The 14,908-nt window shown below is 35.9% G+C and carries 12 protein-coding genes; 9 read left to right on the top strand and 3 right to left on the bottom strand.

The features are described from left to right. Positions 1-3: 3 nt before the first annotated feature. A complete protein-coding gene (locus BW926_RS09760; protein ID WP_076446641.1) occupies positions 4-558 on the bottom strand; it encodes an RNA polymerase sigma factor in 555 nt (184 codons plus the stop codon). 324 nt (positions 559-882) lie between these two features. Here BW926_RS09760 and alaS point away from each other — a divergent pair, with 324 nt between their 5' ends. From alaS to BW926_RS09740, 4 genes are all read left to right on the top strand, one after another. Further along, complete coding sequence (gene alaS / locus BW926_RS09755) at positions 883-3,486, top strand: alanine--tRNA ligase (protein WP_076446639.1); 2,604 nt, start codon at positions 883-885, stop codon at positions 3,484-3,486. Positions 3,487-3,568: 82 nt separating this feature from the next. Then, positions 3,569-4,537, top strand: a complete 969-nt coding sequence (locus tag BW926_RS09750; protein ID WP_076446736.1) for an endo-beta-N-acetylglucosaminidase family protein — start codon at positions 3,569-3,571, stop codon at positions 4,535-4,537. A 169-nt stretch (positions 4,538-4,706) separates the two neighbouring features. Beyond that, entirely contained in the window at positions 4,707-6,911 is a 2,205-nt protein-coding gene (locus tag BW926_RS09745) for a hypothetical protein (RefSeq protein ID WP_076446637.1), read from the top strand. Between the two features lie 87 nt (positions 6,912-6,998). After that, the gene (locus BW926_RS09740; RefSeq protein ID WP_410493253.1) at positions 6,999-7,262 is read left to right on the top strand and encodes a hypothetical protein; all 264 of its coding nucleotides are present in this window, start codon (positions 6,999-7,001) and stop codon (positions 7,260-7,262) included. 30 nt (positions 7,263-7,292) lie between these two features. On the opposite strand, the gene folP is transcribed toward BW926_RS09740, so the two are convergent. Next, positions 7,293-8,147 carry a dihydropteroate synthase gene (gene folP, locus BW926_RS09735; RefSeq protein ID WP_076446635.1) on the bottom strand — a complete coding sequence of 285 codons (855 nt, stop codon included), beginning with the start codon at positions 8,145-8,147 and terminating at the stop codon, positions 7,293-7,295. Between the two features lie 111 nt (positions 8,148-8,258). Here folP and BW926_RS09730 point away from each other — a divergent pair, with 111 nt between their 5' ends. From BW926_RS09730 to tpiA, 5 genes are all read left to right on the top strand, one after another. Next, the gene (locus tag BW926_RS09730) at positions 8,259-8,825 is read left to right on the top strand and encodes a DUF1599 domain-containing protein (protein WP_076446633.1); all 567 of its coding nucleotides are present in this window, start codon (positions 8,259-8,261) and stop codon (positions 8,823-8,825) included. 1 nt (position 8,826) lies between these two features. Next, complete coding sequence (locus BW926_RS09725) at positions 8,827-9,939, top strand: BT_3928 family protein (RefSeq protein WP_076446732.1); 1,113 nt, start codon at positions 8,827-8,829, stop codon at positions 9,937-9,939. A gap of 81 nt (positions 9,940-10,020) precedes the next feature. Beyond that, positions 10,021-10,371 (top strand): TerB family tellurite resistance protein, encoded by a 351-nt coding sequence (locus BW926_RS09720; protein WP_076446631.1) that lies wholly within the window; start codon positions 10,021-10,023, stop codon positions 10,369-10,371. Positions 10,372-10,443: 72 nt separating this feature from the next. Continuing rightward, positions 10,444-12,570, top strand: a complete 2,127-nt coding sequence (locus BW926_RS09715; RefSeq protein ID WP_076446629.1) for a S9 family peptidase — start codon at positions 10,444-10,446, stop codon at positions 12,568-12,570. A 16-nt stretch (positions 12,571-12,586) separates the two neighbouring features. After that, positions 12,587-13,345, top strand: coding sequence for a triose-phosphate isomerase (tpiA, locus tag BW926_RS09710; RefSeq protein WP_076446627.1), 759 nt, complete (start codon positions 12,587-12,589; stop codon positions 13,343-13,345). Between the two features lie 74 nt (positions 13,346-13,419). On the opposite strand, the gene BW926_RS09705 is transcribed toward tpiA, so the two are convergent. After that, the gene (locus BW926_RS09705) at positions 13,420-14,679 is read right to left on the bottom strand and encodes an esterase-like activity of phytase family protein (RefSeq protein WP_076446625.1); all 1,260 of its coding nucleotides are present in this window, start codon (positions 14,677-14,679) and stop codon (positions 13,420-13,422) included. Between the last annotated feature and the right edge of the window lie 229 nt (positions 14,680-14,908).

Here is a 14,908-nt window from a genome sequence, read left to right as displayed (position 1 = left end):
GACTTATGACTTTGCAAACCAGTTAAACTCCAGACACTCTCTCAGCTGCATTCTGCTTCGCTGTAAAATCTTCCAAAGATTAGTCGTAGAAATATTCAATTCCTGACTCACTTCGGGTGCTTTTTTTTCTTCAAGGTAATACATCTTCATGGGAATTTTCCATCTGGAAGGCAGATCTTCTATACAATCTTCTAATGTTTTATTAAAATCCGAATCATCCAGGAGTTCGTTTTCTTTCTCCGAAGCATTCCAGTCATTCAAAACATCATTGTTTTTCCAGGATCCTGTTTCGTCGAAAAAGTGATCCAGCTTGATTTCCGGCTCAGATTTATATTTTTTTCGGTAAAAATCAGCTACTTTTCTGTTTAAAATAGTCATGAGCCACGTCAAAGGCTGACTTTTCCCTTCAAATGAATCATAAGACGAAACGGCAGCAATAAAAACTTCCTGAACAATATCTTCCGCCTCTACTTTATCCGAAAGCAGATAGATTGCCCTTCTCAGCAGTGGCCCAGAATGCTGCTCAACCCAGCTTTTGAGTGTTTCGTTTTTTGTCATATTAACTTTTATCTTTTTCAGACGGTAACGAAGATAATAAGTTAAAAGGAAATCAACAAAATTTTATGCGATCAAACCTAACAGGTTTTGAAAACCTGTTAGGTTTCTTAAAAAAATAAATGAGTGAAAAAGACTGTCATTTCTATGGTGGCTGAGGGAACTCGAAGCCACCAGTCCTTTCACCCCTAGCCCCGATTGCAGTGGAAATCCTTTTTTGAAAAAAAGATTGTAACGGAAAGCGGGAAAAAGCTCCTAAAAATCAGCTAAAAAATATTAAATTTGCATCCTATCAAAAAATTGTAAAAAGCAAAGCAATATATCATTATGACATCACAAGAGATTCGTCAAAAATTTTTAGATTATTTTAAAAGTAAAGGCCACCTTATCGTTCCTTCTGCACCTATTGTCCTGAAAGACGACCCTACCCTTATGTTTTCCAACTCAGGAATGACGCAGTTCAAAGACTATTTTTTAGGTTACAAAGAGCCTAAAGCCCCAAGAATTGCTGATACACAGAAATGCCTGAGAGTTTCAGGAAAACATAACGATTTGGATGATGTAGGTAGAGATACTTATCACCATACCATGTTTGAGATGCTGGGGAATTGGTCTTTTGGTGATTATTTCAAAAAAGATGCTATTGCTTTTGCCTGGGAATTGCTAACAGAAGTTTACGGAATTCCGAAAGAGAATCTTTATGTAACCATTTTTGAAGGTGATGAATCCGAAAATCTGGAAAGAGATCAGGATGCTTATGATTTCTGGAAATCTCATATTTCAGAAGACAGAATTATTAACGGAAATAAAAAAGATAATTTCTGGGAAATGGGTGAAAGTGGGCCTTGCGGACCTTGCTCGGAAATCCACGTTGATTTAAGAACACCGGAAGAAAAAGCGGCGGTTCCCGGAATCACTTTGGTGAATAATGACCATCCTCAGGTAGTGGAAGTCTGGAACCTGGTATTCATGGAATTCAACAGAAAAGCAGATAAATCATTGGAAAAACTTCCTGCACAGCACGTGGATACAGGAATGGGCTTCGAACGTCTTTGTATGGCGCTTCAGGGGAAATCTTCCAACTATGATACGGATGTTTTCACACCTTTAATTGCTAAAGTTGAGGAACTTTCCAGTAAAAAATATACTGGAATTTTAGAAGTTGAAAAAGACATCGCCATCCGTGTTGTGGTAGACCACATCAGAGCGGTTTCTTTCGCGATTGCAGATGGACAGTTGCCTTCAAACGGGGGTGCCGGTTATGTGATCAGAAGAATTTTAAGAAGAGGAATTTCTTATTCTTACCGATTCCTTGATATGAAAGAACCTTTCCTTTATCAATTAGTTGCCGTTCTTCAGGAACAAATGGGTAAATTCTTCCCGGAACTTGAAAAACAGGGAACTTTGGTAAAGGAAGTAATTAAAAGTGAAGAAGAATCTTTCTTAAGAACGATTGAAAACGGATTAATAAGAGTTGAAAAACTCATCCAGCAGACGATTGCCAACAATACTAAGGTGCTTCCAACAGAAGAAGTTTTCGAATTGTACGATACTTATGGCTTCCCGGATGATTTAACGAGAATTATCGCTGAGGAAAAAGGATTAACCATTGATGAAAAAGGCTTCGAACAGGCCTTAAATGAACAAAAACAACGTTCAAAAGCTGATTCTGCCCAAAAAGTTTACGACTGGGTTTCGTTAGAGGAAAGAGACGAAAAGTTTGTCGGCTATGACCAATTTGAATCTGAAACTTATATTACAAGATACAGAAAAGTAGAAAATAAAGACGGCGAATTTTATCAGATTGTATTAAGCGAATCCCCTTTCTATCCGGAAGGCGGAGGGCAAATCGGTGATAAAGGTGTCCTTGAAAATGCTGCAGAAAGCTTTGAAGTTTTAGATACAAAAAAGGAAAACGGTTTGATTATTTCTTTGATCAATGGCCTTCCAAAAGATGCAGGCGCACTTTTCTACGCAAAAGTAAATGCAACCGACAGAAAAAATTCTCAGGCTAACCACTCTGTAACGCACTTACTGCACGAAGCTTTAAGAGAAGTTCTAGGTACGCATGTTGAGCAGAAAGGTTCATTTGTAGGCCCTGATTATCTGCGTTTTGATTTCTCGCACTTCAGTAAAATGACAGAGGAAGAACTCACTTTGGTTGAAGATAAAGTGAATCAAAAGATCAAGGGAAGCATTGCTTTACAGGAATTTAGAAATATCCCTATTCAGGAGGCTTTGGACAGAGGCGCAATGGCTTTGTTCGGTGAAAAATATGGTGATAATGTAAGAATGATCCAGTTTGGAAGCTCAAAAGAACTTTGTGGAGGTACCCATGTAAAAAACACAATAGAGATCGGTTATTTTAAAATTGTTTCTGAAAGCTCTGCAGCAGCAGGAATCAGAAGGATTGAAGCTATTTCGGGAGATAAAGCTGAGGAATATTTCAAAAATTTGGAAAAACAGATCAGCGAGCTTTCTCAATTGTTAAAATCTAAGGATATTGTAAAATCCATCGAAAAATTAATCGAAGAAAACACTTCATTAAAATCTGAGGTTGACGCCTTGAAAAAAGAAAAAGCAAAAGGGGAAATCGGTGACTGGAAAAACGCTTACCAACAAAAAGGCGACAAGCAGCTTTTAGTGAAGAAAACCTCCCTTGATGCGGGTTCTGTAAAGGATATCGTGTTCCAATTGAAGAAAGAAATCCCAGCTTCTGTGACGATTATTCTTTCTGATGCAGACGGAAAACCGATGATTACGGTTGGCGTTTCTGATGACTTGGCAACCAATTATCAGGCTGGTGCTATCGTAAAAGATTTGGCTAAAGAAATCCAGGGCGGCGGCGGCGGAAACCCGGGCTTCGCAACAGCAGGAGGAAAAAATATTGACGGATTAGAGAATGCTTATCAAAAAGCTTTAAATATTTAATTATTTACAAAATATTCCACCTTCATTTGTTGATTTAAGTTTTTTTCCTATTTTAGAGAAGTAAAAATTAAATCAACAAATGATGAAAACTACAAATTACTATTTTGTATGGTGCTTTACCATAGGTATGATGTTCCTTACCCAATGTAGAAGTGAATATGAGTCTGATTTTCAACCATCTGCACCAGTCAAAGATCAATATTTCGAAAAGCTTATTGCTTACAAAAACAGTAATCATCAGCTCTCTGTAGGATATTACCGGACATGGCGTGACAGCGCTACAGCAAGCGGAAATCTCCCTACAATGAGGTGGCTTCCGGACAGCCTTGATATGGTAATGGTTTTTCCGGACTTTACTCCGGACAATAATCCTTACTGGAATACATTGAAGACAAAATATGTTCCTCATCTCCATAAAAGAGGAACAAAAGCAATCATTACCCTTGGAGATCTAAGCAGCGCAACAACCAGCGGAACTCAGGATTCTATCGGTTATTCTGCCTGGGCAAAAGGAATATATAATAAATGGGTAGGCCAATACAATCTGGACGGCATCGATATAGATGTTGAGAGCAATCCTATTGGGGCGAACCTTACCAAATTCGTAGCAGCAGCAAAAGCTCTTTCAAAATATTTTGGCCCCAAATCTTCAACAGGTAAAATATTTGTATACGATACCAATATGCCTCCCACCTCTTTTTTTACTCAGACATCTTCCCGGTACAACTTTGTGTTTCTTCAGGCTTATGGAAACAGCACATCTTATCTTACAACAATTTCGGGAATGTATGCACCGTATATTAGCATGGAGAAATTCCTTCCCGGCTTCTCATTTTATGAGGAAAACGGATATCCCGGAAATTACTGGAATGATGTGACCTACCCTCAGAATGGTACCGGAAGAGCTTATGATTTTGCAGCCTGGCAGCCTGTACACGGAAGAAAAGGCGGAGTATTTTCTTATGCAATCGACAGGGACGCCCCATTGACATCCACTTATGATAATGTTCTTCGTAAACCCAATTTTAAAGTGACAAAAGATCTCATATAAAAAATGAACCTTTAAGTTTAAATTTATCTCAACATTTGGAACTCCCGGGAATTTCGGGAGTTTCTTTTTTATTTTTTAAGAGAAAAATCCAATGAGACATCATATTAATATCAATTAATAAAACTTTTATGTAACAATAAATATTATTAATTTTGAGTCAGTTTTTTCTATGAAAAGGATTTTATTGCTTTTATTTTTACAGACCTGCATTTTTGGTTTTTCACAATCAAAAGTTACATCTATTGAAGGTGTTATCATTCAGGATAAAAGCGATCCCAAGGCTCTGGAAATTTTAAAAAAGGTAAATCATTTTTTCAGGGAAAATTCTCCAAAAACTCTTGATTCCTACTCTTACAAATCGTATGAAAAAGTTTCACTGGATATTGATGAAGACAGCATTTCGCAATTCAATCAATTTTTTGAAAACAGTGACTTCTTCAAGAAAAAAAGGACAAAAGATTCATTAAATAATATTTCTGCCCGAAAAATATTCTCCAAAAGCAAATTATTCCTTTGGGAAAGGGCTCAGGAATTTTTATATTCTAAAACTTACGGTGAAAAGATCAACATTCTGGATAACAGGATTTCCGGCCTTAAACAGCCTATTTATGAAATGATCGCTCTTCAGCAAAGCAACAGAGACAAGCTTCCGGATCAGCTGAAACAAGAAAACAGAGGCCTTTACAGATTCTTTTTAACAGACACTATTGAAATGGACGGAAGAAAAAATTTCGTCATCCGCTTCAGAGAGGTTAATTATAAAAAACCAGACAAAAAAAGAAAATATAACGGTGCAATTTACATTGATACTAAAACTTACGGGATCAAAAAAATCGAAAATTTCAGTAAAAATAAAAATGAAGGGATTATTACCAGTACATGGACTTTCTTCAACAATAAATGGTTTCTTGCCCGCGAAACCGTAAAATTGAAGATGAGCAACATGAAAATGCAGGAAGAAGACAAAAAACATCCCGAAGAAAAACATGAGAAAAAAGATAAACAAAGTTTCGGGACTTATGCTTTTTTAAGCTCAAAATATTTCGATTACAAATCACCGGCTGAAAATGATAAAAAAGATTTTGAAGGCTATACATTTACCGTAAAAAACATAACCGGAAAAACATTGGACCAATATAGGACCGATCCTCTCACCGAGCGCGAAAAAAATACATATACGACCATTGACAGTCTTGGAAAAAAATACAATATTGACAGTAAGGCACAGGTTTTAAGCGGATTACTAAACGGACAGATCAGAGTCGGGATTTTGGATTTTGCAGTGGATGAAATCGTAAATTTCAACTCGTATGAGGGTTTCAGGCTAGGATTAAAAGCTAAACTTAATGAAAATTTCAGTCCTTATTTTTCTCCTGATTACACCTTTGCTTACGGCCTCAAAGATGATAAATGGAAATACAGAATCGGTCTCGATATAAAAACTTCTTTAGTAAAAGATTCTTATTTCAGGCTTGATTATTATGATGATGTGACGGCTTCCGGCGAATTTTACAGAAGACTCTGGAATTTTAAAATGAGAATGGCCAATTTTGGAAATAACCTGAATAACGACCGTTATTACCGATACAAAGGAGCATCCGTTTCTTATCTAAATGATATAACCAACGGGTTAACACTCGTTTTCGCAGCAAGAAGAAATATTGAAGAAGCCTTATTTGATTACTCATTCAGGGAGAGAGGCTCGTCGTTTGATAACATTAATACGTTATTTACTTTAAAATATTCTCCAAATTCCACCAATATAATGACACCGCAGGGAAAATCTCTGATAGACCAGAAATATCCTGAACTGTATTTTAATTATGAACAAAGCTATAAAATTTTCGGTGGAGACCTTACCTATGCCCGATTTGATGCGCTTTTCGTACATAATTTCAAAACAATGCTAGGAACTACCGGTTTCAGATTATACGGAGGAATGGTTTTCGGGGGTGCCCCGATCTGGAAAAACTTCACAATGAACGGGCTTGCTTCACCAGGAAAAGATTTTAACTTTAACCTTACCTCATTCCTTGGTTTTGCAACATTGGAGGGCGGAAAATACTACAATGATAAGTTTATAGCGTATTATTTTACCCATAAGCTTCCTTTTTACTTTAAAAGTTTCGGGAAGAATATTACAAGCTTTGATTTTGTTTTAAGAGGAACGATTGGAAATATGAATCACCCGGAAGATCACCAGTTTAAATTCAGACCCCTGGATCATCTCTATCAGGAAGTTGGGCTTGAATGGAATAATTTTCTTTCTTCTTACTTTAATCTGGGATTATTTTACAGAGTCGGATACTATACAACCCCAAATTTTATGCAAAACTTTGCCGTGCAGTTTAAATTAAAATTATTAGAATTTTAATTTCGTACATTGAAAATTTCTCTCCTCCGGAGGAGTGGTAAAAATTCAAAGGATTTTTGACGGGTGGTAGATAAATAGAAATTAGTAATGAGCAACAAAAATAATCAGAATACAATGCAGAAAATAGAAATAAAAGCAGAACAATTCTTCGAATTATTAAAGCTAAAAGACACTTCCATGTGGGAAATTTTCTCCCAAATGATTGACGGAAATGAAAAAGAAATCATCTTTCTGGATAATGAAGAAAAAACATTATTCAACTACATTTTACCATCAAATAAGGAAAAATTGGAAGAAGACAGAAAAGAATTTTCAAAACAGTTTGCAGATAAGCTAGCGAACCTTAATTAATTATAACTCCTCAAACTCATAAGTATTAACTCATAATTGATAGCTCAAAAAAGCATCAACTGTTTTCTTTGCTTCAGCAATATCATGAACGCGTAAAATTTTTGCGCCCTGCTCTAAAACTTTCATGTGAAGTTTTTGTGTCTCGTTATTAATATCCAAAGGTGATTTTTTCAAAGGCTTGTAAATGAAAGATTTTCTCGAAATCCCAATTAATAAAGGAAATTTTTCAAAACCTAAAAATCTTGTCTCATCTATTATTTTAATCTGATCTTCCACCGTTTTTCCGAAGCCAATACCGGGATCAATAATAATGTCTGTCACCCCTTTTTCTAATAGCTCCAACGTTTTTTCAGAAAAATACTGATTCACAGAAAGAGTAATATCCGCGAATTTTATTTTACTGTGCATCATTTCATATAAAGGATTTACATGCATTAAAATATAAGGCAATTTTGTTTCTACCGCTGTATCAAACATTTTATCATCATAATGGCCTCCCGAAATATCATTAATAATATCAATTCCTTCATCAAAGCCGAACCTTACAGTTTCAGCATAAAAAGTATCTAATGATACCAATGCCTGCGGAAATTCTTTTTTTATTAAAGAAATAACATTCCCGATTCTTCTTATTTCTTCTTCGCTGCTTAAAAAATCTGCTTTCGGGCGTGTTGACTGCGGCCCGATATCAATAATTTCCGCACCTTCTTTCAGTAACTTCCCGGCATACTCTAGTGCTAATTTTTCGTTGTTAAATTGTCCTCCATCAGAAAAAGAATCCGGTGTAAGATTCAGAATTCCCATGATTTTTGGAGTCGACAGATCAACCAGTCTTCCGTTACAATTTAATGAATGATAATTGATAGATGAGAAACGATTTTGCATATCGCAAAAATACTATTCTGCTCTATAAACTCCAACTTCAAGCCAAAAAACTGAGCCTCGATCTCTGCTACCTAAAACCTAATTCGTATATTTGGAAGATTAAGAGGATTTATGTCAGATACATCAATACAGTTCGAGAAAATTATTGATCAGTGCCGTGAACTTTTCAGCAAAAAATTACAGGATTACGGTGCTGCGTGGCGGGTTTTAAGGCCAAGTTCTATTACGGACCAGATTTATATTAAAGTCAACAGAATCCGTACATTACAGATGACCGACAAAAAAATGGTTGATGAAAGCGAAGAAGATGAATTCATTGCTATTGTCAACTATTCAATTATTGGACTTATACAGCTTGAAAAAGGCTTTTCTAATGATTTTAACGAAAATAAAGAGGAGATTTTGAATCTTTACGATAAATATTCCGCTGAAGCTCAGCAATTAATGGAAAGAAAAAACCATGATTATGGGGAAGCGTGGAGAGACATGAGAATTTCTTCTATTACGGATTTAATTTACCAGAAAGTTTTAAGAACAAAACAAATTGAAGACAATCAAGGAGTTACCATTGTTTCAGAAGGCCTAAACGCCAATTATTTTGATATGCTGAACTACGCAGTATTCTGCTTAATAAAATTCTCTGAAAAAGAAAACAATGTTGAATCTAAAACTATTTAATATGATAAAAGGTTTATTACGTTTCGTTATTGCTGTTATTTTCATCCTTTCTGGATTTGTAAAAGCGGTGGATCTGGTAGGTTTTTCCTTTAAAATGGAAGAATACTTCTCTCCTGCTGTTTTTAATATGCTTTTTTTTGAAAAATTTGCCCTTCCGCTGTCAATCATTGTAGTGGTTTTAGAGCTTTTTTTAGGGTTTATGCTTTTATTAAAATTAAAGCTTAAGTTCACCCTTTCCACATTAATTGCCCTTTGTATTTTCTTTGGATTCCTTACCTTCTATTCCGCTTATTACAATGTAGTAACGGATTGCGGATGTTTCGGGGATGCTATAAAATTTACACCATGGCAGAGCTTTATTAAGGATATTGTACTACTTTCAGGATTAATTATAGTATTTATTCTCCACAGAAAAGAGTTCGGAAGAAAAGACGAGTATAGTTCTGACCAAAGAAGAAATTCACCGGATACATTTAAGTATATTCTTTTAGGGGTATTTTCTTTTGTAATGGTTTACGTAATGTATCAAGGAATTGCACATGAGCCGCTTATTGATTTCCGTGATTATAAAATCGGGACAGACTTGAAAGCTGAAAAGGAAAAAATCAACAAAAACCCTTCTGAATATAAAACTTTTTACTCTCTTAAAAATCAGAAAACCGGAGAGGTTTTAAAGGTAAACCAAGACGATTATATCAAGAAAACAGAATATTGGGCAGAAGGGTCACCATGGAAAATTGAAGAAGGAAAAAATGAATCTGTGCTGGTAAAAGAAGGTTATAAATCTGAAATCGTAAAGTTTAAAATTGAAGATCCAACCGGAATGGAAGTAACTGACGAGGTCATCAATGCCCCAAAAGCTATCCTTGTTTTCTCTTATCACCCGAAAGATGTTTCCCAAAATCTGCTAAAGCAGGTAGAAGCTAAAGTTAATAGCCAGGGAGCCAATGTAGTATATGGAGTTTCCACTGATCCTAATACTTTTAAAACCATTAAAAATATGATGATGGACGGAACCGCCATTAAAACTATCGCGAGAAGCAATCCTTTTGTTTTAGTTTTACAAAATGGCAAAATTGTGGATAAGCAGCCTGCAAAAGATTATGTGAAATAACCAATCGTAGATTTTAACCGAGAATCCCGAAACCCAAAATAAAAAAGATTAAACACTAAACTTTAAACTATAAATTTAAAAATGCAAAAGTCAAATAAACCGATCGCCGGTTACCACTTATTAATGATACTTTCCTCTGTGGACGGGGAGTTTGCCCCAGAAGAAGGAATGCTTGTCCAGCAGTATCTTGCTGATGAGTTTCCTTTTAAAATAAATTTGGATAATGAGCTCGAAGTAATCGCTTTATTAAAGCCGGAAGAATGGAAAGATCATTTTGAATTCCATGCCCGCTGCTTCTACGATGATTCCACGGAAGAAGAGCGTCTGAGTTTTATACAATTTGCAAAAACGTTGATTAAAGCCGATAATAAAGTGACTGATGAAGAGCATATTTTTTATACGCTTTTGAAAAACCTCTGGAAAATTAATTAAATCTAAAAAAGCTAGAAATCAGTAAGAACTAAATAATACTGATTTCTGACTTTTAATAAATAATACATAAATATGAGAAAAATTTATTTCGGTTTATTAATCATGAGTATTTCAACAATGCAAGCTCAAAAGTGGCCAGACCTTAAAGCACCAATTGCCGATAAGCAGGAACACATCAGAGACATTCACTCTGATAAGGTAAACGATCCTTATTATTGGATGATCGATTATTTTAAGAAAGGAAAAGATTCTACTAAAGTAGTTGACTATCTGAAAGCTGAAAACAGCTATTTAGAAGAAATGATGAAGGATACAGAGTCTTTCAGAAATCTGCTTTTTCAAGAAATGAAGGCAAGAATAAAGGAAAAAGATGAGTCTGTACCCGTCTTCAAAAATGGCTACTATTATTATACCCGAACGGAACCAGGAAAACAGTATTTCAAATATTGCAGAAAAAAAGGCAGTCTTAGTGCTACTGAAGAAATCCTTCTTGATGTAGATAAGCTTGCCGAAGGTCATCCTTATTACTCTGCTACAGACTTCAGCATTAGTCCGGATAATAGTAAAATGATCTATGCTGTTGATGATGTTTCAAGAAGACAATATAAGCTGTTTCTAAAAGATCTTGAAACAGGAACAATAACCTATCTGGGAATTAAAGATACCAGTGGTTCATCCGAATGGGCTAATGATAATAAAACTATTTTTTACACGCAAAATAATCCTGTTACCCTTTTATCAGAAAAAATTAAAAGACATACATTGGGAACAGATTCCAATAAAGATATTACAGTATATGAAGAAAAAGATAAAACCAACTATATTTCTGTATACAAATCAAAAAATCAAAAATTTATTCTAATCTATTCAGGCGCAACAACCTCTTCTGAAACAAGATTCTTAGATGCTGATAAACCAAATGAAGAATTTATAATCTTCCAGCCGAGATTGAAAAATGTTTTGTACACGGTGACCTCGTTAGAAGACAAATTCTTAATCAGAACCAATAAAGATGCACTCAATTTCAAAATTGTAGAAACTCCTTTAGACAAAACAAGTGTTGAAAACTGGAAAGATTTTATTCCACACAGAAATGATGTACTTATGCAGAATGTTGACCCATTTAAAAATTATCTTGTATTCACAGAAAGGCAAAATGGGCTTACTCAGCTTGTAATTTTTGACCGAAAAACCGGTAAAAAGGAATTTTTGAAGTTCGATGAGCCAACTTATACAATCTCAGGAGCAGACAATCCTGAGTACAACACAGATAATTTCAGGTTTGTTTACACATCTATGATTACTCCTAATTCTCAATACGAACAGGATTTAAAAACAGGAAAAAGAACATTACTGAAACAACAGGAAGTAGTCGGTGGTTATGACAAGCAAAATTACATAACAGAAAGGCTCCTAGCCACAGCTAATGACGGTACTAAAATTCCTATTTCCATTGTTTATAAAAAAGGATATAAAAAAGACGGTAAAGGCCCTCTCCTTCTTTACGGCTATGGTTCCTATGGTTATTCTATGGATGCCACCTTTAATAGTTCCAGATTAAGTCTTTTAAACAGAGGATTTGCTTTTGCAGTTGCACACATAAGAGGTGGTCAGGAAATGGGGAGACAATGGTATGAGGATGGGAAAATGATGATGAAGAAAAATACTTTTACCGACTTCATCAACACAGGAGAATATTTGGTTAAAGAAAAATATACTTCTCCAAAACATTTGTATGCTCAAGGAAGAAGTGCAGGAGGATTACTCATGGGAGCTGTTGTGAATATGAATCCAAATTTATGGAACGGTGTAGTTTCACAGGTTCCGTTTGTAGATGTGGTGAATACAATGCTTGATGAAAGCATTCCATTGACGACCAATGAATACGATGAATGGGGAAATCCTAATAATAAAGAGGCTTATTTCTATATGAAGTCTTATTCTCCGTATGAAAATGTAGAAAAGAAAAATTATCCTAATATTTTAGTAACAACAGGTCTGCATGACTCTCAAGTGCAATATTTTGAACCTGCAAAATGGGTCGCAAAAATGAGAAATCTAAAAACAGACAAAAACGTCTTGTTATTAAAAACAGATATGGATTATGGTCACGGTGGAGCTTCCGGAAGATTTGATTATCTTAAGGATCTAGCTTTGGTATATGCTTTCATGTTTAAACTAGAAGGAATTAATAAATAAATAATTAAATAAATCTATGAGAAGAAAAATAGTTGCAGGAAACTGGAAAATGAATAAAAATGTAATTGATGCCCAACAATTAATGGTTCAGTTACTAAGCTATAAAAACAACAATACGACAAACTGTGAAGTGTGGATTGCACCTCCGTCTTTATATTTAATGATGGCGAAAGATATTTTCGAAAAAGACGAAATCGGTGTATTTTCTCAAGATATGAGTGAGCATGAAAGTGGCGCTTATACCGGAGAAATTTCTGCAGATATGCTGGAATCAATTGATGCAACGGGTTCTTTGATCGGCCATTCCGAAAGAAGACAGTATCACGGAGAAACCGATTCTCACTGCAACAGAAAGATCAAATTAGCTTTAGATAAAGGATTAATCCCTATTTACTGCAACGGAGAAACATTAGACCAAAGAAAAGCCGGACAGCATTTAGAAGTAGTAAAAAACCAGACCGAAGTGGCACTTTTCACTCTTTCTGCTGAAGAAATCAAAAAGGTAGTGATCGCTTATGAGCCGGTTTGGGCTATCGGAACCGGGGAAACAGCAACTCCTGAACAGGCTCAGGAAATTCACGCTCACATCAGAAGCATTATCGCTGCGAAATACGGACAGGAAGTAGCTGATGAAGTTTCCATTCTTTACGGCGGATCAGTAAAGCCTGATAACGCAAAGGAAATTTTCTCTCAACCTGACATTGATGGTGGATTGATTGGCGGAGCAGCTTTGAAATTAGAAGATTTCTCTAAAATTATTGAAGCTTTTAATTAATTTATTTTTCCCACAGATATAAATAATTAAAAAGCGGCGGCATCTTCGATGCCGCCACTTTTTACAAAATCTAATTATTGAATATCGACTATATACATTGTCCCTTTATCCTGTTTCCCAGTTTTAGGGAGAATTTTCGTTTTTGGATTTCCATTTCCATCATCGGCAACACCGAAATCATCATCATTAAAAACAGCCAGCTTATTATTTCCTAAATACACAATTCCTTCAAACTTATCATGCTCATAACCCAGCTTGGCAACTAAATCAACAGCTAAAACCTTAGTTACGGGCTTTATTCCTGCGGTATTGATTTCATCCCAGGTAGACTGCTCCAGTGCCTTCCCGTTGATCTTCATTCCGTCCACGGCCGAAAGATCAGTTCCGGAAACATCCGTAGCTCCGGCTATATTTATTCTGTAAACTTTTTTAAGTCCGCCAGCAGAACCGAAATTCCCATCCCGTTCAATGACCAAGAACTCCGTATTGCTTATCGGAGTAATATCACAGACAGAATCAGAAGCTCCGCCATCCTGTTTATATAAATATTGTTTTGTCTGCCCCGTTGCGATGTCAAACGTTACAATTCTGGTCAGCGTAGTGTTGATTGCGAGCGCTTTTGTCGGTACATACATGGTAGACTGCATCGTTCCTACCAGTATTTTCCCGTCGGGTGTCATGCACATTCCCTCCATTCCACGGTTGGGTCTTCTCTTTGCAAAAACAGCCGGCAGTTTTCTTGTACCCGTATTCACACCGATAGGGCTGATCCTTTCCATTTCGACTCCATCTGCACTGTAATGAACAATATGAGGGCCGTATTCATCAGAAACCCAAAATGTTCCGTCTGCTGCAGCTACAATACTTTCACTGTCAAGCCCATAAGAATCCGTCCCCAAGACACTTCCATCTGCAGCATAGGCAGTTTCTCCCGTGCTTCCCATACCTGTAGGATTTGGAAGGCCTGTAATGGGCAGCCCGGAAGGATTTTTAAGTTTAATATATTTGATCACTTCTATGTTTCCATCTGCATTAATTTTAAAATGCATAATCGTCGGCGTAAAATTTGGAACAAGGATTTTGATACCGTTGGAATAGGCTACATTTGGGCCACGATCGGTGATTACATAAAATTCTCCTTTCCGGCTGGGATGGGCCGTAGCCCCTGAACCAAAGCCGCCATTGATCACATTAATTCCGTTTAACGTTACCAGCGTGGAGAAAGGAAATTCCTGTGGAAGCTTAGAGTAGTTAATATCCTGATTGCTCACATTATCATCATTGCAGGCCGTTAAAGTAACACTAGCAAGAAAGGGTACTAAGAATTTTTTCATGTTCACTTTTATTGGAAGCGAAAGTAGATATTGTTTGTAAACTGATCTTGAACTAAATGATAATTGTATTTTAAATTATCCTGATTTTGTCAAAAGTTGGAAGATAGAAGAATGAGGATGAAAGTATTATCAATGAAGTTGTTTAAACTTTTAATTTTTTGATTAATCTTAAAGAAAATGCTAAAAAATGCAGATTCTTCCAAGTAATATCCAACGTTTCAAATCTTAT

The organism is Chryseobacterium sp. RU37D, from assembly GCF_900156075.1.
In the GTDB taxonomy this organism is placed as follows: domain Bacteria; phylum Bacteroidota; class Bacteroidia; order Flavobacteriales; family Weeksellaceae; genus Chryseobacterium.
Note: the sequence above shows the minus strand (reverse complement) of the source record. Positions and strands in the feature narration are given on the sequence as shown.